Origin of the sequence: Kitasatospora sp. NPDC088783 (assembly GCF_044750705.1) — a bacterium.
In the GTDB taxonomy this organism is placed as follows: domain Bacteria; phylum Actinomycetota; class Actinomycetes; order Streptomycetales; family Streptomycetaceae; genus Kitasatospora; species Kitasatospora fiedleri.
In genome coordinates, this window is sequence record NZ_JBIVKJ010000006.1 from 459,367 (window position 1) to 479,068 (window position 19,702).

The 19,702-nt window shown below is 70.7% G+C and carries 15 protein-coding genes and 5 pseudogenes; 11 read left to right on the plus strand and 9 right to left on the minus strand.

The window, feature by feature from the left end; translation table 11 throughout:
* The first annotated feature begins 38 nt into the window (after positions 1 to 38).
* The gene (locus ACIP60_RS20235) at positions 39 to 3,482 is read left to right on the plus strand and encodes a discoidin domain-containing protein (RefSeq protein WP_400686398.1); all 3,444 of its coding nucleotides are present in this window, start codon (positions 39 to 41) and stop codon (positions 3,480 to 3,482) included.
* Positions 3,483 to 3,638: 156 nt separating this feature from the next.
* Here the strand turns inward: ACIP60_RS20235 and ACIP60_RS20240 are convergent, their stop codons facing one another.
* Positions 3,639 to 4,406 (minus strand): NPP1 family protein, encoded by a 768-nt coding sequence (locus tag ACIP60_RS20240; protein ID WP_400686333.1) that lies wholly within the window; start codon positions 4,404 to 4,406, stop codon positions 3,639 to 3,641.
* Between the two features lie 282 nt (positions 4,407 to 4,688).
* Positions 4,689 to 5,405 carry a TetR/AcrR family transcriptional regulator gene (locus ACIP60_RS20245; protein WP_400686336.1) on the minus strand — a complete coding sequence of 239 codons (717 nt, stop codon included), beginning with the start codon at positions 5,403 to 5,405 and terminating at the stop codon, positions 4,689 to 4,691.
* Positions 5,406 to 5,491: 86 nt separating this feature from the next.
* Between ACIP60_RS20245 and ACIP60_RS20250 the strand changes: the two genes are divergently transcribed.
* Positions 5,492 to 6,415 (plus strand): NAD(P)H-binding protein, encoded by a 924-nt coding sequence (locus ACIP60_RS20250; RefSeq protein WP_400686339.1) that lies wholly within the window; start codon positions 5,492 to 5,494, stop codon positions 6,413 to 6,415.
* A gap of 76 nt (positions 6,416 to 6,491) precedes the next feature.
* Here the strand turns inward: ACIP60_RS20250 and ACIP60_RS20255 are convergent, their stop codons facing one another.
* A complete protein-coding gene (locus ACIP60_RS20255; RefSeq protein ID WP_400686341.1) occupies positions 6,492 to 7,736 on the minus strand; it encodes a peptidase S8 in 1,245 nt (414 codons plus the stop codon).
* Positions 7,737 to 8,218: 482 nt separating this feature from the next.
* On the opposite strand from ACIP60_RS20255, the gene ACIP60_RS20260 reads away from it, so the two are divergent.
* Positions 8,219 to 8,557, plus strand: a complete 339-nt coding sequence (locus ACIP60_RS20260; protein ID WP_400686343.1) for a hypothetical protein — start codon at positions 8,219 to 8,221, stop codon at positions 8,555 to 8,557.
* 64 nt (positions 8,558 to 8,621) lie between these two features.
* On the opposite strand, the gene ACIP60_RS20265 is transcribed toward ACIP60_RS20260, so the two are convergent.
* On the minus strand, positions 8,622 to 9,257 hold the full coding sequence (locus ACIP60_RS20265; protein WP_400686345.1) for a hypothetical protein: 636 nt from the start codon (positions 9,255 to 9,257) through the stop codon (positions 8,622 to 8,624).
* Between ACIP60_RS20265 and ACIP60_RS20270 the strand changes: the two are divergent.
* From ACIP60_RS20270 to ACIP60_RS20280, 3 genes and pseudogenes are all read left to right on the plus strand, one after another.
* Positions 9,225 to 9,626, plus strand: a pseudogene (locus tag ACIP60_RS20270) (hypothetical protein); the annotation flags it as partial. The gene ACIP60_RS20265 and the pseudogene ACIP60_RS20270 overlap by 33 nt on opposite strands.
* 51 nt (positions 9,627 to 9,677) lie before the next feature.
* A complete protein-coding gene (locus ACIP60_RS20275) occupies positions 9,678 to 12,680 on the plus strand; it encodes a chemotaxis protein (protein WP_400686400.1) in 3,003 nt (1,000 codons plus the stop codon).
* A gap of 26 nt (positions 12,681 to 12,706) precedes the next feature.
* Entirely contained in the window at positions 12,707 to 13,183 is a 477-nt protein-coding gene (locus tag ACIP60_RS20280) for a SitI3 family protein (RefSeq protein ID WP_400686348.1), read from the plus strand.
* Between the two features lie 199 nt (positions 13,184 to 13,382).
* Here the strand turns inward: ACIP60_RS20280 and ACIP60_RS20285 are convergent, their stop codons facing one another.
* Entirely contained in the window at positions 13,383 to 14,261 is an 879-nt protein-coding gene (locus ACIP60_RS20285) for an SDR family oxidoreductase (RefSeq protein WP_400686350.1), read from the minus strand.
* Positions 14,262 to 14,344: 83 nt separating this feature from the next.
* On the opposite strand from ACIP60_RS20285, the gene ACIP60_RS20290 reads away from it, so the two are divergent.
* Positions 14,345 to 14,917: a TetR/AcrR family transcriptional regulator gene (locus ACIP60_RS20290; RefSeq protein WP_400686353.1), complete on the plus strand. Its 573-nt coding sequence runs from the start codon at positions 14,345 to 14,347 to the stop codon at positions 14,915 to 14,917.
* A 182-nt stretch (positions 14,918 to 15,099) separates the two neighbouring features.
* Positions 15,100 to 15,255 (plus strand): annotated as a pseudogene (locus tag ACIP60_RS20295) (nitrate reductase); the annotation flags it as partial.
* A 634-nt stretch (positions 15,256 to 15,889) separates the two neighbouring features.
* Here ACIP60_RS20295 and ACIP60_RS20300 read toward each other — a convergent pair.
* A pseudogene (locus tag ACIP60_RS20300) lies at positions 15,890 to 16,021 on the minus strand (IS630 family transposase); the annotation flags it as partial.
* An 89-nt stretch (positions 16,022 to 16,110) separates the two neighbouring features.
* On the opposite strand from ACIP60_RS20300, the gene ACIP60_RS20305 reads away from it, so the two are divergent.
* The gene (locus ACIP60_RS20305; RefSeq protein WP_400686356.1) at positions 16,111 to 16,620 is read left to right on the plus strand and encodes an SUKH-4 family immunity protein; all 510 of its coding nucleotides are present in this window, start codon (positions 16,111 to 16,113) and stop codon (positions 16,618 to 16,620) included.
* Positions 16,621 to 16,626: 6 nt separating this feature from the next.
* Here the strand turns inward: ACIP60_RS20305 and ACIP60_RS20310 are convergent, their stop codons facing one another.
* The gene (locus ACIP60_RS20310; protein ID WP_400686358.1) at positions 16,627 to 17,199 is read right to left on the minus strand and encodes a transposase; all 573 of its coding nucleotides are present in this window, start codon (positions 17,197 to 17,199) and stop codon (positions 16,627 to 16,629) included.
* Positions 17,196 to 17,690: a winged helix-turn-helix domain-containing protein gene (locus ACIP60_RS20315; protein ID WP_400686361.1), complete on the minus strand. Its 495-nt coding sequence runs from the start codon at positions 17,688 to 17,690 to the stop codon at positions 17,196 to 17,198. The genes ACIP60_RS20310 and ACIP60_RS20315 overlap by 4 nt, the downstream gene beginning before the upstream one ends.
* Positions 17,691 to 18,006: 316 nt before the next feature.
* Between ACIP60_RS20315 and ACIP60_RS20320 the strand changes: the two genes are divergently transcribed.
* Positions 18,007 to 18,252, plus strand: coding sequence for a DUF2283 domain-containing protein (locus ACIP60_RS20320; protein WP_400686364.1), 246 nt, complete (start codon positions 18,007 to 18,009; stop codon positions 18,250 to 18,252).
* Positions 18,253 to 18,634: 382 nt separating this feature from the next.
* On the opposite strand, the pseudogene ACIP60_RS20325 reads toward ACIP60_RS20320, so the two are convergent.
* Positions 18,635 to 19,219: pseudogene (locus ACIP60_RS20325) on the minus strand (site-specific integrase); the annotation flags it as partial.
* A gap of 39 nt (positions 19,220 to 19,258) precedes the next feature.
* Here ACIP60_RS20325 and ACIP60_RS20330 point away from each other — a divergent pair.
* A pseudogene (locus ACIP60_RS20330) lies at positions 19,259 to 19,702 on the plus strand (transposase); the annotation flags it as partial.

Sequence of the window (19,702 nt, forward strand, 5' to 3'; positions counted from 1 at the left end):
TGAACGCACGCGCAGCACGCCCACCGGGCTCCGCCCCGGTGCCCCGCCCCACCGTCAGAACGCTGTGGACGGCGGCGCTCGCCGTCCTGGCCCTGCTCACCACCCTGCTGGTCTCCGGCGCGCCCGCCGCGCAGGCCGCCCCGACCCTGCTCTCGCAGAACAAGCCCGCGACCGCCTCGTCCACCGAGAACGCCGGGACACCCGCCTCGGCCGCCGTCGACGGCAACACCGGCACCCGCTGGTCCAGCGCCGCCGCCGACCCCCAGTGGCTCCAGGTCGACCTGGGCACCGTCCAGACGGTCAGCCAGGTCGTCCTCCAGTGGGAGACCGCCGCCGCCAAGGCGTACCAGCTCCAGTTCTCCGCCAACGGCTCGACCTGGACCACCGCCTACTCCACCACCACCGGCACCGGCGGCACCGAGACGCTCAACGTCAGCGGCACCGCCCGCTACGTCCGGGTGTACGGCACCGCCCGCACCACCCAGTACGGCTACTCGCTCTGGGAGTTCCAGGTCTACGGGACGGCCGGGAGCGGCGGGGGCGGGGCCGTCTGCGGCACCCAGAACGCCGCGCAGAACCGGCCGGTGACCGCCTCCTCGCAGCAGAGCGACGCCTTCCCGGCCGCCGCGGCCGTGGACGGCGACGCGGGCACCCGCTGGTCCAGCGCCGCGGCCGACCCGCAGTGGCTCCAGGTCGACCTCGGCTCCGCGCTGACGCTCTGCCGGGCCGTGCTGAGCTGGGAGGCCGCGTACGCCACGGCGTTCCAGCTCCAGACCTCCACCGACGGCACGAACTGGTCCACCGCCTGGTCCACCACCACCGGCACCGGCGGCACCGAGACACTGGACCTCGCCGCCACCGGTCGGTACGTCCGGGTGTACGGCACCGCCCGGGCCACCCAGTACGGCTACTCGCTCTGGGAGTTCCAGGTCTTCACCGGCGGCAGCGGCGGCAGCACCAGCCCCTCGCCGTCCCCGTCACCGTCCCCGTCCGGCGGGGGCGGCGGCTGCGGCACCGTCAACGCGGCGCTCGGGCACCCGGCCACCGGGTCCTCGGTGCAGGACGGCAACCCGGCGTACGACGCGTTCTACGCGACCGACGGCAGCACCCTGACCCGCTGGTCGAGCGAGGTCGGGGAGCCGCAGTGGATCGTGGTGGACCTCGGCGGGAACCTGCCGGTGTGCCAGGTGGTGCTCCAGTGGGAGAACGCGTACGCCAGCGGGTTCCGGATCGACCTCTCCACCGACGACGCCAACTGGACGACCGTCTGGTCCACCACGACGGGCACCGGCGGCACCCAGACCGTGAACGCCTCCGGCACCGGCCGCTACCTGCGGCTGTACGCCACCACCCGGGCCACCGGGTACGGCTTCTCGCTCTGGGAGCTGGCCGTCCGCACGGTCGGCAACCAGACCGTCACCATCCCCCCGCCGCCGCCGAAGCCCGCACCGGGCACCTGCCCGTGGGTCAACCGGCCGGACGTGCCGGTCGCCACCCGGGTCGCCCAGCTGATGGGCGCGATGACCCAGGAGCAGAAGGACCGGATGCTGTACGGCGACGGCTCGGAGGTGTACATCGGGCAGATCGCCGGGCAGCCCGGCCTGTGCATCCCGGACGTCAACTTCGAGGACGGGCCGAGCGGCGTCGGCGACGGGCTCGGCGGCGTCACCCAGTTCCCGGACGGCGAGGTGTCCGCGGCCACCTTCGACACCGACTACGTGCACGAGTTCGGCGTGGCGGTCGGCCAGGAGTTCGCCGGCAAGGGCGTGAACGTCTCGCTCGGCCCGACCGTCAACATGGTGCGCGACCCGCGCTGGGGACGGGCCTACGAGACCTTCGGCGAGGACCCGTACCTGAGCGGGCAGATCGCCAGCGCCGACGTCCAGGGCATGCAGAGCCAGGGCGTGATGGCCGAGGTCAAGCACGTGGCCGCGTACAACGTCGAGCAGCCCTCGGCGCCCGGCAACGAGATCGTCGACACCCGCGCCCTCCAGGAGATCTACCTGCCGGCCTTCCAGACCGCGATCGAGAAGGGCGGCGCGGCGGCGCTGATGTGCGGGTACAGCATGGTCAACGGCGAGTACTCGTGCCAGAACCCGGCGCTGGAGAACGTCGCGATGTACCAGCAGGCCGGCTTCCAGGGCTTCATCACCTCGGACTGGGGCGGCATCCACTCCACCGTGCCCTCGGCCAACGCGGGCGAGACGGTCGAGATGCCGTTCAGCGGCTTCTTCGCCACCGCGCTGCTGCAGGCCGTCGCCAACGGCCAGGTCACCCAGGCGACCTTCGACACCATGGTCTCCCGGGTGCTGACCCAGATGTTCCGCTTCGGCATGTTCGACAAGGCGCCCAGCGGCTCCAAGACCGCCATCGTCGCCACCCCGGCGCACCGGGCGGTCGCGCTGCGCGGCGCCGAGGAGGGCACCGTCCTGCTGAAGAACAACGGCCTGCTGCCGCTCGACGCCAACGGCGGCCGCTCGCTCGCGATCATCGGCACCCAGGCCGGGCCCGGCACGCTCACCTCGGGCGGCGGCAGCGGCAACGCCACCAGCTCCGGCACCTACACCCCGCTGTACGGCATCCAGCAGCGCACCGCGGGGACGAACACCACCGTCGCCTACAACGACGGCACCGACCAGGCCGCCGCGGTCGCGCTCGCCAGGTCCTCGAACGTGGCGATCGTCTTCGCGGCCGACGACTACGGCCACGAGACCGCCGACACCACCACGCTCACCCTGCCCGACAACCAGGACGCGCTGATCTCGGCGGTGGCCGCGGCCAACCCGAACACCGTCGTGGTGCTCAGCAACAACTCCGCGATCATGATGCCCTGGCTGAACCAGGTCGCGGGCGTGTTCGAGGGCTTCTACCAGGGCCAGGAGTTCGGCGAGGCGATCGCGGCGCTGCTGTTCGGCGACGTCAACCCGTCCGGGCACCTGCCGATCACCTTCCCCGCCTCGCTCTCCCAGGTCCCGGCGAACACCCCCGCGCAGTGGCCGGGCACCGGCGGCACCGTGCAGTACTCGGAGGGCCTGAAGATCGGGTACCGCTGGTACGACACGAACAACCTCACCCCGCTGTTCCCGTTCGGCCACGGCCTGTCGTACACCGGCTTCGCGTTCGGCAACCTCCAGGTGGGCCCGCTGACCAACGGCCGGGCGACGGTCACCGCGACCGTCACCAACACCGGCGGCCGGGCCGGGACGGAGGTCGCCCAGCTGTACGTCGGTGCCCCGGCCGCCACCGGCGAGCCCCCGCACCAGCTCAAGGGCTTCCAGCGGATCACCCTGAACCCCGGCGCGTCCGGCACCGTCACCTTCACCGTGACGGCGCACGACCTGGCGCACTGGGACACCGCAAGCAGCAACTGGACCGCCACGGCGGGCAGTTACCAGATCCTGGTCGGTGACAGCTCGCGCAACCTGCCGCTGACCGCCACCCTCGCCAACCCGACCACCGTCGTCGCCAACGCGATGGACTGACCCCGTCCCCTTCCCGTCCCCCGGCCGGGGGCGCCCTCCTCGGGGCGCCCCCGGCCCTCGTCTTCGCCGCTTCTCGGCTTCCCCGCTTCTCCTCGGCGGCCGCGGCGGCCTCTCCGACCGTCCTGGCGCCGGGTATCGGGCGTCGGGCGTCAGGCGTCAGGCGTTGGGGTCGAACGGGATGCCCGCGGGCATCGCGTGCGCCAGCGCGTACGCGAAGTCCCCGTCGCCGATCTTGATGATGGCCGCGCCGAAGTCGGCCGCCAGCAGCTTGTCGCGGTAGCCGGCCGGGTAGCCGTCCCAGCCGACCAGGCGCGGGTAGAACCAGGTGCCGGTGGCGTTCTCGGCCGGCTCGTCGTTGGCGTTGGCGAACCGGAAGTCGTGGGTGGAGACGCCGTCCTTGTGGTAGACGATCTTCGGGTGGGTGCCGTCGAAGCGGATCGCCGAGCGGGCGGCGACCTGGTAGCCGCCGTGCTGGGAGACCGACACGTACTGGACCTGGTCGTCGTGCACCCACACCAGCACGTGCTCCCAGTCGTGCCGGTGCCCGATCGCCGCCGGGCCCAGGGTGGCCTGGTCCTTCTCGAAGTAGCTGGCGTACATCAGCGCGCACCAGCCGTTGTTGCACCTGGTGCGCGAGTAGGTGTTGGAGTCGGCGAGCTGGGCGTAGTCGTGGCAGTGGCCGTTGACGTCGCCGCCGAGCTTCAGCCCCGGGTTGATCGTGCCGTCGGCGCCGATCGCGGCCGTGGCGTAGCAGCCGTCCTTGTCGTAGTCGTACGCCGGGGAGAAGGTCTGGTCCAGCCCCGGGGCGTTCTGCGGCAGCCGGGTCAGCACGTTGGCCCCGGCGGAGGTCGGCAGCGCCACGACGAGCGCCGTCGCGGCGGCCAGGCCGAGCAGGGCCCTGGCCGGAGAACTCGGCTTGCGCATGGTGGCTCCTCGTCAGCCGTCGCGTGCGGTGCGGTTCGCCGCTCCGGGCGGCCGACGGGCCGTCAACTCCGGTACGGGCACGGCGAATCTAGAGCGGGCACCCACGACCGTCAAGGCGTGGACCGGGGCGTCGAACGACCCCCGCGCCGGGCGCGCCGACGCGGGGGTACGGGGTGGTGCACGAGGGGTGGCGCACGAGGGGTGGCGCACGAGGGGTGGCCGGGCGGGGAACGCCGGTCGAAACGGGGCGGCGGCGCGCCCGCGGACTCCGGCGGCGCGTCCTCAGGCTTCGGCGACGCGCTCCAGCCAGTCGCCGAACAGCGCGCTCTCGTGCGGGGTGAACACCTCCAGGCCGGGCAGCGCGGCGCGCAGGGTGACCGCGGCCGTGGCCGGGACGGAGAGGGCGAGTTCCCGGGGGTCGACCAGGACAGTGCTGCGGACCGCCTCCCAGGCCAGGTCGGCCAGGGTGGTGTCGCGGCTCTCCTCGGGCTGGTCGATCAGGGTGAGGACGACCCCGGTGCCGGCCGCCCGGATCAGGTCGACGGCGCGCCGTTCGGGGACGCGCAGCCGCCCGGCCCGGGCGACCCGGCCCACCCGCTGCCGCAGGATCCGCAGCCCGGCCTCGGCGGCGGACCGCCCGTCCGGGCTCGGCGCCGTGGTGTGCATCAGCCGGAACAGGGCCGGATTGACCAGGCCGAAGCCGATGTGCAGGTCCCAGCCGGCGCGCAGCCCGCGCACCGGGTCCTCGTCCGCGTCGACCGGCGGTTTGCGCGCCATGTAGGTGGCGAAGCCGTGCTCGGCGACGGCGTCCAGCAGGCCGTCCTTGTCGCCGAAGAGGCGGTAGATGGTGGGGGCCTGGACGCCGGCGGCGAGCGCCACCGAGCGGGTGGTGACCGCGTCGGGGCCGTCGGCGGCGAGCAGCCGGGCGGCGACCTCGACCAGCCGGGCGCGGACGGCGTCGCGCGAGGTCTGCGGGGGGCGGGGACCGGCATCGTTCACGTTTCCAATGGTATCTCACGTTTGTTATCGGTGAATTTCCAGTGCTAACGTCGAAAGCGAAACACCGATAACACGTGGAGTGGACCATGATCGTCATCACCGGAGCCACCGGCGCGCTCAACGGCGCCACCGTCGACCACCTGCTGGCCCGCGTCCCGGCCGCGGAGATCGTCGTCGCCGTGCGCGAACCCGCCCGGGCCCGGCGGTTCGCCGACCTCGGCGTGCGGGTGCGCCGCGGCGACTACGCCGACCCGGCCTCGCTGCCCCGCGCCTTCGAGGGCGCCGACCAACTGCTGCTGGTCTCCGCCAGCGACCCGGGCGCGGACGCCGTCGCCCTGCACCGCACCGCGATCGACGCCGCCGTCGCGGCCGGCGTCGGCCGCGTCCTCTACACCAGCCACCAGGGCGCCCACCCCGACAGCGCCTTCAAGCCCGCCCGCGACCACGCCGCGACCGAGCGGCTGCTCGCCGACTCCGGCCTCGCCTGGACCGCCCTGCGCAACGGCTTCTACGCCCACAGCCTCACCCACCTGGCCGGGCCCTGGCGCGAGACCGGCACCCTCACCGTCCCCGCCGACGGCCCGGTCTCCTGGACCGCCCGCGAGGACGCCGCCGAGGCCGCCGCGGTCATCCTCGCCACCCTCGGCGGGCACGGCGGCCCGGGCGCCGACGGGCACGACGGTCCGACCACCGACGGGCACGGCGGTCCGGCCGCCCGCGGGTACGACGGCCCGGTCACCCTCACCGCCGCCGCGGCGCCCACCTTCCACCAGGTGGCCGACCTGGCCGCCGAGCTGTCCGGCCGCCCGGTCCGCTGCGTCACCGTCGGTCCCGAGGAGTGGGTGGCCACCCAAGTGGCCTCGGGCACACCGGAGTTCATGGCCCGCTTCACCCTCGGCATCTACCAGGCCGCCGCCCAGGGCCACTTCGCGGGCACCGACCCGCTGCTGTCCGCCCTCCTCGCCCGCGAGCCCCGCACCGTCCGCGACCTGCTCGCCGACGCCGCCTGACCTGACACGGCGGAGGCCGCCACCCCGGCTCGCGGGGTGGCGGCCTCCGGTCGGAGCCGCTCCGAGCGGTGCGGCGTCAGCCGGTGAAGGCGGCGGTGCCGTTGGGGGTGCCGAGGCCGGTCGGGCCGTCGTAGCCGGCGCCGGCCTTGCAGAGGTAGGAGGGCGAGCAGGAGCCGTTCGAGCCGGAGGTCACGTCGAAGAGCGCGGAGGTGTGGGCGTAGGGGAAGGACGCCGGGCTGGAGCCGCTGGAGGGGTTGCCGCCCAGGGCGTAGACGCCGGCGATGATCGGGGCCGCGGCGCTGGTGCCGCCGTAGACGGCCCAGCCGCTGCCGCCGTAGGTCTGGTAGACGGCGACGCCGGTGGCGGGGTCGGCGACGGCCGAGACGTCGGCGATGGTGCGCTTGGTGCAGCCGGTGTCCTTCTGCCAGGTCGGCTTCGCGTCGTACTTGGAGCAGCCGGAGCCGGTGCCCTCGGTGGAGTTGGTCAGCCAGACGCTCTCCGACCAGCCGCGGGCGCTGGAGTCCCGCTTGAGGGCGGTGCCGCCGACCGCGGTCACGTACCTGGAGGCGGCCGGGTACTGGGCGCCGTAGGCGGAGTCGCCGGAGGAGACGGTGATGGCGACGCCCGGGTGGTTGAAGTACGAGGAGTCGTACGAGGTGTCGGCGGAGGACTCCGAGCCGCCGTAGCTGTTGGAGACGAACTTGGCGCCCAGGCTCACCGCGGTGTTCACCGAGGTGCCGAGGTTGGCCATGGTCGCGCTGCTCGCCTCGACCAGGATGATGTGGGCGTTGGGGGCGATCGCGGAGACCATGTCGAGGTCGAGCGATATCTCGCCCGCCCAGCCGGAGTTGTTCGCCGGCAGGCTGCTGCCGCCGGTCTGGTTGACCTGCTTGAAGCACCCGCTGGCCTTGGTGCAGGCGGGCAGTCCGTACTGGGAGCGGTAGACGGCCATGTCCGACTCGGCGTTCGGGTCGTTGTACGCGTCCACGATCGCGATGGTCGTCCCGGCGCCGCCGTTGGCGGGCAGCTTGTAGGCGCTCAGCAGGTCGCTCGGCCCGAGGCCGGACGGGGTGGCGTTCGGGGTGACGCCGAGCTGCCGGACGCCCTCCACCGTGCTGGTCACGCGCAGCGCGTGACAGGCCACGGTGTCGCCGTGGGCGAGGGTGTCGCACGCCTTGACCCAGGACGTGCCGTCCTTGCCGTACACCTGGGGGTCGGCCGCCGCGCCCGCCGGGGCGGCGGCCGTGAAGGCGGAGAGGAGGAGGGCGGCGGTGCCCGCGACGGCGAGGGCCGTACGGCGGGCTGCGGCGGAAGTGCGCATGCGGAAGTGCCTCCTTGGCTGGGGTAGACCGGAAGCGGTGCAGGCCGGGCCGCACCGGCGGATGGTGTCCGCCCGCGTGGCCGGGCCGGGCCTGACGGCGGGATTCGGGGCCGCCGTCGAACCGGGGAGTCCGTGCAACACCGGACTGGCGTTCGACAGTAGGCGGGCATGCTCATGCCCAACAAGCGGCCCGGGACGATCCGAACCGCACCTTTACCCAACGGGCCTGACGCTTGGCCAGTCGACGCCCCTTCGCCTGGGGAGGGTTTGCCTCCGCTTCCGCCCCCGGCCGCCCCTTCCGCCCCCTCCGCCGCTTCCGCCCCCGACCCCCGGGGACCCGACCGTGACCGTCGCCGGACCGGGCGGTGACACCGTCACAGTCCGGGAACAGGCCGCGCCCCTCCCCTGTCGCGGCGCGCCCGACACCTGCCACAGTGAACCGGTCGCAGGCCACGGGGGCCGGACGGGAACGAGGTTGGCAGATGAGAACACGTCTGGCAGGAGTGCTGCTCGCCCTGGCACTGGCGGGCGGCAGCGCCACGCTGGCCACCGGCACGGCGTCCGCCGCACCGCGCACCACCGCGGTCACCGCCGCCGCCCAGCAGGCACCCGCCGCCGCACCGGCGGCCGGCACCCAGACCCAGCCCCAGGCCCCGACCGGCCAACGGGCCCAGCACGCCACCCAGTTGGCGAAGAGCAAGGCGAAGAAAAAGAAGAAGTCCAAGGGCGGCCTGATCGGCTTCCTGCTGGTGTCCGTCATCGTGATCGCGGTGATCGCCCTGGTGATCTGGCTGATCTTCCGCAAGCTCCGCCGCCCCTGACCCGGCCCGGTGCCGCCGACGCCTCGGGCGTCGGCGGGGCCGCCGGTAGCAGGTTCGGGACGGGTCAGGCGGAGGTGTTGCTGGCCCAGATCGCGTCGCCGATGCCCTCGCCGCCGTTGACCTTGTAGACGACCAGGTTGCCGTCGTCCTGGGCCTTCAGGTAGGCGCGGCCAGACCAGAACGTACCGGTGGACCACAGCAAGGTGGTGCCGTCGGCCCTGTAGACGAGGACGTTGCCGTCGTTCTGGATCTTCAGGAAGGCGTTGGGGTTGCCGGCGGCGTTGCTGTGCCACAGGACGGTGTTGTCGCTGAGGCGGTACAGGACGAGGTCGCCGTCCCACTGCATGGCCAGGCGGGTGGTCGTGGTGTAGACCTGCTGGCCGGGGTTGAGCCGGCTCTCGGGGCGGAAGGTGGTCGCGCTCCAGATCGAGTTGGCGACGGTCTCGGCAGCGTCCTTCTTGTACAGCGCGAGGCTGCCGTCGTCCTGGAGCTTGAGGAACGCGCCGCCCTGGCCCCAGGTGTTGGAGCCCCACAGGGCGCCGGTGCCGTTGGCCGGGTTGCCGTCGGACTTGTAGAGGACGAAGTTTCCGTCCGTCTGCACCTGCGCCCACGCGCCGCTGTTACCCGCGGTGTTCGAGGACCACAACACACCGCCACCCACCTGCTTGTGCGTGAGCACCAGGTTTCCGTTGGTCCCCATGGTCAGCTTCAGGTCCGGACCGGTGACCGACTGGCCGGACGCCAGCTTCGTGCCCGCCTTGATCAGCGTGCTGTCGGCCGCCACTGCGGTGGAGATCCAGTTCGCGAGGTCGTCGGTGCGGGTGGCGTAGGCGCCGGTGCGGGTCTCGGTGGCGGGCACGCCCACGCAACCGCCCTGCCAGGAACGGGAGACGACACCGAGAAACGCGGCCACGCCGTTCTCGGTCCGCCACACCGGCCCGCCCGCGTCGCCAGGACCAAGTTCCTGTCCGACGGTCAGTACGACAAGCGGGCCGAGGACGAGCGGATCCAGGTCGCGCAGGTCTACTCCACCGGCGGCAGCAACGTCCGGGCCGCGGCGCGGCTGGCGCTGAGCGGCACCGCCGCCGACATCACCGAGTTCCTCCAGGTCGGCCAGTTCGTGGCGCGCTCGCGCGACCAGGAGCACGCCACCGTCCAGCAGTTGGCCGACCAGGCCACGGCGGCCGGCAAGCAGGCCGCCGTCGAAACCGACGCCGCCAAAGACGCCTCGGCCCGTGCGGTCGCCGCAGCCCAGCTCGCCAAGGAAGCCGCCCAGCGGGCCGCCGCCGAGACCGCCGCCGCCAACGGCGACGCCCAGCACGCCGCCGCCGCGGCCAAGCAGGCCGCAGCCGCCGCGAGCACGGCGATCGAGGCCGCCAAGGCGGCCAACAACTCCGCCCGGGTGGCCGCCAACGCCGCCGAACAGGCCGCCTCCGCCGCGACCGGTGCCGCCCAGGCCGCCGCAGGCGCCGCGGCGACCGATCGCGGCCAGGCCGGTGCCGCGCGTGCGGCAGCCACCAGTGCCCGGGAGGCTGCACACGGCGCGGAGACAGCCGCCCTCGCTGCCGACCAGGCCGCGAACGCCGCCACCGCGGCGGGTCAGGCCGCCGACGCGGCGACCAGCGCCGGCAACAACGCCAACACGGCCGCGGACGCCGCCCAGCAGGCCAGCGACCTCGCCGACCAGGCCGGCGCGCACTCCGACGAGGCGTCGGCCGCCGCCGCAGAGACCAGGACGCACGCCGCCGCGGCCACGCGGGCTGCCGGTGCGGCCGCCTCGCTCGCCCGGAAGGCAGCGAGCACGACAGCCGAGTCCCGTGACGCGGCGCGCTCCGCCGCCCAGCGGGCCAACGCCGCGGCCCAGGCCGCCGACGAGGCTGCGGACCACGCCGTCGACGCCAACACCGCCGCCCAACAGGCCGCCGCGCACGCCCAGGCGGCTCAGGAAGCGGCCACCGCCGCCACCACGGCCGTCACCACCGCGCAGTCCGTCCACACCCTCGCCCAGCAAGTCGAGGCTGAGGAGCTGACCGCCCGCACCAACGCCGGCATCGCCCAGGCCCGCACGCTGAAGGCCAAGTACGACGCCGACGCCGCGACCAAGGCTCAGGCCGGCCAGCGGCTCAAGGACCTCGATACCCTGGCAGCGCAGCGCGCCATCGAAGCCGCCCAGCCCGGCGCCGACCAGCACACCGTCGCCGTGAACGGCCGCAAGTTGGCCCTGCAGACCCTCACACTGCGCGGCTCCTGGAGCCAGACAGCCGCCGAGGTTGCCCTGTCCGGCGATGACGCGGCGGTGGTGGACTACGTCCGCACCGGCTGGACGAAGGCCGCTCAGCAGAACGACCGGGCCCAGATCCAGTACCTCGCCATGACCACCCCGTCCAACGAGGTGCGGGCCGCCGCGAACGCGGCCATCACCGGCGACCCGGCCCAGTACAAGGGGTTCGTCGCGACCGGCCAGTACCAGCCTGCCGCCGAGGACCTGCGGGTCTATGTCGCGCAGATCATCTCCACCGGCGGACCGGGCATCCAAGCGGCCGGCCGGGCCGTCCTCAACGCGGGCGGCGTCACCGGCTACCGGGACTTCATCACCACCGGCCAGTACACCGCCCGCTACGAGGACGAACGCGTCCTCGCCGCTCAACTCGTCAGCTCGGGAACCCCGTTGGTGAAGTCCGAGGCCCGGATCGCTCTCGAGGGCCCGGCCCCGCAGCTGCACGGCTTCATCACTACCGGCCAGTTCATGGCCCAGCGCGAGGACAGGCTGGCCGCGACCCACGCCGCCCAGATCGACCAGCTGATCGCAGAGAGCGCCAGCGTCGCCTATACCGCGCAGAAGAACGCCGCCGAAGCGGGCAAGGCAGCGGCGATCGCCCGCAACGCGGCCGTCGAGGCTGACAACTGGGCCAACCAGGCCGCCGGTTCGGCCGCCCAGGCACAGACCTACGCCAACCAGGCGGCCGCCTCGGCCAAGAGCGCGGAGACCTCGGCCGCCGTAGCGGCCCAGTCCGCGAAGAGCGCGGCAGCTGCCCAGAAGGACGCCGCCGAAGCGGTGGTCCGGGCGACCGACTCCGCCGATAACGCCAAGTCGGCCGCGTACTCCGCCAGCATCGACGCGGACACCGCCTTCTCCGCAGCGCAGGACGCCAGAACGGCGGCTCTGGCTGCCGGGCAGGACGCCTTCGCCGCGGCGCAGGCCTACACCAGCGCATACAACGATGCGTACAACAAGCTCCTCGCCGAACAGGAAGAGGCCCGCAAGGCCGCCGAGGAAGCCGCAAAGAAGAAGAACGACAGCTGGATCCCCGACTGGCTCTCCTCTGCCATCGACACCGGCTATCAGTACATCAAGCCCTTCCTCAATCAGGATCTATGGCAGGGCGTCGCCGAAACCATTCTCGGCGGCATGATGATCACCGACGGGTTGGGCCTCGCCATTGCCGGCGGCATAGTCTGCTTCGCCACCGACGGGTTGGGCTGCGCACTTGTCCCGGAGGCCCTCGCCGCTGCCGGAGGACTCATCGCCGGAGGCACCGGATTTCTTGTCGACGGCCTACTCCGCTTCAAGGACAGTTTCGGCACCGCACTACGGGAAGCCCGCGACAGCAATCCTGGCGGAGGTGGCAGCGCAGCCGCTCGAACCGCCACCCCCCTGAAGCCGTCCAGAGTGCCCGACCCGAACGCCAAACCGACTGGTGATCCCCGAGCAATCTTCCCCAAGGACGATGCGGAGACCGTCCGGGCTCACACTCGGGAGAACGAAACGGCCGACTACTGGGCCAAGCAGGGATACGAAGTCCACCAGAAACCGAGGGCGGACCCGGAGAACAACCCGCTTGACGCGGGCCTCAACCCCAAAAAGGAACCGGACTACCGGATTGAGGGGTACATCGTCGACTGCTACGCTCCCAGCACGGATAATATACCAAGCATCTGGCAATACGCCAAGGACAAAGTCGAAGAAAGACAAGCATTTCGGCTTATCGCAAATACTGTCGATTCAAAAGTAAATATCCCTGCACCAATAAAGCAGTTCAAGGACTGGCCGATTACCAATCTTCAGCAGGTCATAGTGCAGGATGCCGGAGGAAATTTCATCTACATCTATCCGACTCCCTAGCATGAAACTCCAGAAGGGGATGAAAAATGTCTGTCAATCATAGAATCTACCTAGACACAGATGAGTCTGCGCAGCAGATTGCATCCAGGATTTCCCTCCTACTCCGGGAGAAGGGGCTGATTTCGGATCACCTCGACGCCGAGCAACTCCTTGAGGGAGGCATGGCTCGCATGGTGAGTGGCGCACAGATCCAGGTCTCGCCCTATGAACCAATGCCGTTCGATGTCATTAGAGAGAAATTCGGGATTTCCCCTTCCATCCAGGTGCGGATTCGCCCCAAGAAGGAAGAACCGTCCTTTCCACAAGAAGACGACATCGCCATACTGGCAGCAGCCCTCCTCGACGGCATCTCTGCCGACATGGCGCTTTCCTACAACTTTGAGACGGCCTGGCTGATCCGTCGAACCGACGGACTGATTCTCCACGAAAGCCCCTCCCTTTGGCCCGAGCACAGGCTGGCCCTGATCCGGAGCCCGTACAGGCGGGAAAGTCATCACCTATAGAAATAGGGTCGATCCAGAAGCCCTCGCAGGGCGCCGGCGCACCGGTGCCCTGCGAGGGCGCTTACCGCAGCACGGCACAACCGTCCGGGCGATGTCCTGCTGCGGTCGGACCGGACCTTGTCGACGGCCCACCTGACGGAGGACGACAGCTCCGGCCGGCCGCACTGCGGGTGTCGCCGTCCGGGCGGGGCCGGCGGGGTCAGGGTGCGATGTTCTCCAGGTCTTCCAGCAGGCTCGGGTGGGTGGGCGTCCAGCCGAGGGCGGCGCGGGTGCGGGTGCTGGTGGCGGGCTGGTCGGTGGCGAAGATCGGGCCGAGGAAGCCGAAGTCCTCCTGCGGGACGGGCCGGACCGGGAGGTCGAGGCGGCGACCGATGACCGCGGCGATGTCGCGGACCTTGTCGCCCTCGTCGGCGACCGCGTGGTAGACGCCGCCGGCGGGGGACTGCTCCAGGGCGAGGCGGAACAGCACGGCGGCGTCGCGCGCGTGGACGGCGGGCCAGCGCTGCTCGCCGTCGCCCGGGTAGCCCGCGACGCCGGTGCGGCGGGCGGCCTCGGTGAGCAGTCCGGCGAAGCCGCCGGCGCCGTTGTCGTGCACGGTGCGCGGCATGCGCACCGCGGAGCTGCGCACGCCCCGGGACGCCAGCGCGAGCGCGCGGGCCACGGTGCGGCTGCGCTCGGCGACCGGGCCCTCGGGCAGGGCGTCCTGTTCGGTGGCGGGCCGGCCCGGCACGGCGGGGGTGCCCGAGACCACGACCAGCGGGCGGTCCGTGCCCACCAGGGACTCTCCCAGCGCGTCGACGGCGGCGGCCTCCTCGGCCATCGCCCGGACGAACGCGTCCGGCGCGCTGAAGTCGTTGCCGAAGGCGAGGCTGATCACGCCGTCGGCCTTCCGGGCGCCCTCGCGCAGGACGTCCAGGTCGGTGAGGCTGCCGCGCAGGACGTCGGCGCCGGCCGCCCGGGCCTTCGCGGCCGAGGCGTCGGAGCGCGCGAGCGCGGTGACGCGGTGGCCCGCGGAGAGGAGTTCGGCGAGGACGGCGGATCCGATCAGGCCCGTCCCGCCGGTGATGAACACGTGCATGGGAGTCTCCCCAGAGTGATGCAACAGGTGTCTCATCAATGTACACGCGATGCGCCACCTGTCGCATCACGTACGATGGCGACATGCCACGATGGAAGCCCGACGCCCGGCAGCGCCTGGTAGCCGAAGCACTGCGGCTGTTCGCGGAGCAGGGCTACGACGCCACCACCGTCTCCCAGATCGCCGAGCGGGCGGGCCTGACCCGCAGCACCTTCCACCGCTACTTCGGCGACAAGCGGGACGTCCTCACCGCGGGCCGGGAGACGCTCGGCCGCCTGCTGGCCGACGGCATCGAGGCCGCCCCGCCCTCGGCCACCCCGCTGGAGGCCGTGCGCGCCGGGCTGGAACACGCCGCCGCCGCGATGACGCCCTTCAACCGCGAGATCAGTCCGCTGATGCGGGCGGCGGTCGAGGCGAACCGGGAGCTCCAGGAGGGCCTGGAGCAGAAGCACGCCGGCCTCGCCGCCGCGATGGCCGAAGCGCTCGAGAGGCGGCGGGTGCCCCGACCGGCGGCGCGGATAGCGGCCGAGATCGGCGTGCTCGCCTTCACCACGGGGTACCAGCGGTGGAACCCCGAACGGGACGACGAGGAACTCGCCCCCCACCTGCGCGCGGCGTTCGAGGAACTGCGCTCGGCCGTCACCGACCTGCGGTAGCCCCGGCTGTCCCGGCAGGCGGCACCGACCTCGGCGACGTCGTCCGCCCCCTCTCTTCGACGACCCGGTTGACGCGACGCCCACCGACCCGGACGATTCCGCGGGCGGGGGATCATGGTGCGTCAGCATGTGGTCATGGAGCCCGCTCCAGGGCGGTCCGGTCGAGTGGAACAGGGAACGGGATGAAGGTCGGGTTCGGGTGGAAGCTGCACGGGGACGGGCGGGCGCCGCGGCCGGGGGCGGTGGTGCGGCCGGACGAGCGGCTGTCGTGGGGGCGGACGGTCGGGCTCGGGGCGCAGCACGTGGTGGCGATGTTCGGGGCGACGTTCGTCGCCCCGGCAAAAGCATGATGAGACCGAAGTCCGATGGTAACTCGCCGCCTTGCCGTTCCCAGGCCGCGCGGGAGGTCGCGAACCTCTTCCAGAAGACCCCGAACAGCTTCTCCGCCCTCGCAGACCACTGGTGCTCCGTGGCGCCTGCCGACGCCTCCGCAGGGGTCAGCGAACCCGGCGTCGCCGACCGGTGGCTCCGGTGGTGCGGGCGACGAACGCCGCACGTCCTTCACCCGCATTGTCAGCCGGCGCTGTCACGGCCGGTCGGCGGTCGGCGCGGTTCAGCAGCTACGTGAGGGCGGTGGCGCGGGCCAGGTCGAGGAGGCTGTCGTTGAAGTGGATGTCGGCATAGGAGGAGCCTTCCGCGTTGGCCTTTCGGGCCGTGGTCCATTCGGCGAGCGCGAAGGGGAGTTGGCCAGCCGGGACTGGTGGGACGACTACCTACCGGGCGTCCTGGCGTGTCGCCGCCTGGGCTGACTGGACGCGGTGCGCACCAGCGGGGGCGCCTTGGTCCTGGTGGAGGACACCACCCGGCTGGTGCTGGAGAGGCCGGAGAAGATGGGGCTTCGGGAGGTGCCCCCGCCGGGGTGAAATGGGTACCTAGTGCTGTGATCGCACAGGTGAGCGCCGGGCCGCTTGATCACGCGACGAGGGCGAATCTGCCGCCCCAGCGGAGTCCTTTCTCGCTGCGGACGCGAGCGCGCTCGCTTCGCTGGGCGGCCAAGATATCGGGGTGGCGGACGTTGGCGTTGCACTCGCGCAGATACCCAACTTGAATCCGTGATGTCGGTGTCTGCTGCTCGGTGATGGGGTTCGGCTTGTGGCTTCCCCGCGACGCGGGAGTACGAGGATGATGTCCGCGTGATTCGAGACCTGCCGCCGTTGCCGTTGCCCCAGTACGCCGTGGTCCGGATCGGCTGCACGCCGCAGGTACCCACAGAGATCGCCGCCGATCTGCGGCAAACCGGCGTGCCGGCGGGACTGATCGGCTACGAGTATCGACCACTGGCCGAGGCGGCAGTCCTGGACGGGTTCGGCGAGGGCGGGGTGGTTGTCTTCGGGTCCTGCAGTCTGTTCGGGCTGATCGGCATCGATATGGCTTCGTACCTCATCGTGCACATCCCCAGCACCGAGGCTTCGGTCGTCAACCACGTGAACCGGGACCTGGGGGCCTTCCACCGGTGCGTGGCAGCCACTATCGCCCGCTTCCCCTTCTACGAAGAACACGAGGAGGACCGGTTCGACCAGGCAGCGGACGACCTTCGCGAGCTCCTTGCCACCCTCGACGCCACCGCGCTGGCACACAACGGGTTCTGGGAGACCCTGTGTGACGACGTCGCGATGGGCGACTACGCAAACTGGGAGAACTGAAGCGCATCAGCTCTCCAGCATCAGACCCGTGGCCGTCAGGCAGCCGTCGATCACCTCCGGCCGGTACTGCAGCATCTTGAGCTTGCGCTTCACCGCGCGGGTGATCTGGCTGAGGTCAGCAGCAGCGAGGTTGCCGATGCCCCGCTTGACCAGCGACCAGACGCCTTCCTGCGGGTTGAGGTCCGGGGCGTAGGTAGGGAGCTGGAACACCGTGAGCCAGGCGGCGTTGGCCTCGGCGAACTCCCTCAGCGGCGCGACCAGGTGCATGCGCAGGTTGTCCCACACCAGGACGATCGGACCGCCGAGCTGATTGTGGGCGCGGATGATCAGATCGCGGTAGTCCTTCCACCCGAAGCCCTTCGGCTCGTCCCTGCGGCCCCGGTACTCGCGGATCGCGTAGATCAACCGGGACCGCTCACCGGGCTTGTAGCAGGTCATCCCCGCCATGGAGACACGGCCCGAGCCCCGTCCGCGCACGCGGACGACCGGGGTGACGCCCTGGCGGCCCCAGGTTCTGGCGCGCGGCGGCGTCATCGACTGGCCGGCCTCGTCCTCGAAGACCACCCAGGCTCCGTTCACCGCCGCGGTGCTCTTACCCGCGGCCAGACCTCCCGCTTCCACAGCTCCACCGCATCGTCATCATGCTCGATCGCGCGCCGGGCAGGTTGCTGCCACGACCAGCCGTGCCGACGCAGTAGCCGCCATGTGCCCTCCACGGTGTACGAGACGTGGAACAGCTGGCCGATCATCGTCTTCACCCGGGCCAGGGTCCACCGCTGGTCGGTCCACCCGTGTGCCAGCGGGCCACGATCCAACTCTCTTTCCAGCCTTGCCATCTGCGCGTCAGACAGTCGAGGTCGGCCAGGCGAGCCCTTTGATGCAACCCCAGCCTCGCCGTCCTCCCGCCACTGGCGCCGCCAGCGCTCCACAGACCGCTCCGAGACCCGCAACACGGCGGCGATCTCCCGGTTCTTCTCCCCACTCTCGAAGCCAGCCACGGCCTGGAGCCGGACCCGCTCCCGCGCGGCCCTCTCGGCGTCGGTCAAGCCACCGCCCTGCGGATATCTCACCGCATCAGGACTACCGAAGCCACCCGCGCGCTGTCCGGCAAGCAGCCCGACATCACCCGATCAAGTTCAGTAAGGTTGATGAATTCACGCTTCATGCCACGCAGCGCCTGGAGCGGCGCGGGGTTTCGGCAGAGGATGCTCAGGCCGTTCTTGGGAGAGAGCCCTTCTCTTACTACCACGATGATCAGTGGAAGATGGGCTACTATGATCCCCGGTCCAAGATATTTGTCGCCAAGACTGTCGACGGGAACGTAAACACCGTGATGACCAATGTGGACCAGGCATACATTAACCGCCTCCAGGGAGGGCGCTAACCATGGCGGACGTTAGAGTTACATACGATCAGAAGGCGAATGCGGCGTATGTCTACTTCGCCGATCCGCAAGTGCGCACGCGGGTGGCGCGCATGTATCCCTGCGATCCCGTCGAGGTCGGGGGCATGATCAATCTCGACTTCGACGAGAGCGGGTGCCTCATTGGTATCGAGGTAATGGCGGCCAGTTCAAAGCTTCCCCAGCATTTGCTCGACATGGCGGAGCGGCTCGACACAGAGGGCTCTTAAAGGCTGCCAACGGGCTTCCGAATCACTTTCTCGAATTTGGAGCTTCCCTCCTGTTTGGCGTGCTAGTTTCCGAGACGCCGGTGGGTGTGATTCGGAAATCTTGACGCGCCTTTCAGGGGAAAATGCTTCTCCGGTTCGTGGCTCGAAAGAATTGAGCCAGTCGAGTTTGGGATGCACTTGCAGATTTCTCGATAGTATCAATCGGCTCCATAGAATCAGGCTCACAAAGACCGTCAGGTGAATTGTTCGGACTTTGGGTGAGGATTTCTTCGGGCGCTGCCTGGCGTCTTCGGAAGTGAGCAAGCCGCCCCCATCGGAGATTGATCCGGTGGGGGCGGCTGCGGTGCTCTCGGGTGTCTGACGGCAGTAGTTGACGGCAACATCAGCGGACGGGTACTGCACAAAGCGATGGGTCGTCGCCGTCGTCTGGGTTGGTGGTGACCTCGGAGTGCTTGCCGAGGGTACGGCCGAGGAGGTCGATGGCGTCGCGCTGGAGGCGGAGCCGGACGTGTGCGTAGACGGTGGCGGTGACGCCGATGTGGGCGTGACCGAGGAGTTCCTTGATGACCACGAGTTCGACGCCTTGTTCCAGGAGGAGGGTCGCGGTCGAGTGCCTTAGGTCGTGGAAGCGGATCTGGCGGAGGTGTGCGCGGCAAAGGAGTGCGTTGAAGTGGCGGGTGAGGGTGGCAGGTTCGATGGGCTGACCATCAAGCCGGGTGAAGACGTGGCCGCTGTCCACCCAGCTCGCGCCGGCCTTCTCCTTCTCCTGGGCCTACTGCTTTCGGTGAGCGCGGAGTGAAAGCAGGCAGGGGCCCGAGAGGGCGATGCGGCGTTCGGAGCTGACTGTTTTGGTGAGGAGGGTGGTCAGGCCCCCGGTTCGGGTGCGCTGGAGGGTGCGGCGGATGCTGGCGGTGCCGTTGACGTGGTCGAGGTCTTCCCAGCGCAGACCGAGGAGTGAACCTCCCCGGGTTCGGTGGGGACTCGATTTCGTGTAAGGATTCGAGTCATGGCACGTCCCTCTTCCTACCCGCCTGAGCTGCGGCGTCGTGCGGTGCGCATGGTCGCCGAGGTTCTCGGTGACCACCCGAACGAGTCGGCCGCGCTTCGGGCCGTCGCGGAGAAGCTCGGTGTCGGCTCGGCCGAGACCCTGCGCAACTGGGTCCGGCGGGACCAGGTCGACTCCGGGCAGCGCCCGGGGACGACGACGGAGGAGTCCGCGCAGATCAAGGCGATGAAGAAGGAGATCGCCGAACTCAAGCGCGCCAACGGCATCTTGAAGGCCGCAGCGAGTTTCTTCGCGGCCGAGCTCGACCGGCCACACCAGCGCTCGTAGCGTTCATCAACGAGCACCGGGACCGCTTCGGCGGCGTCGAGCCGATCTGCCGCGTGCTCGCCGAGCACGGCTGCAGCATCGCCCCCTCCACCTACTACGCCCAGCACAAACGTCTGG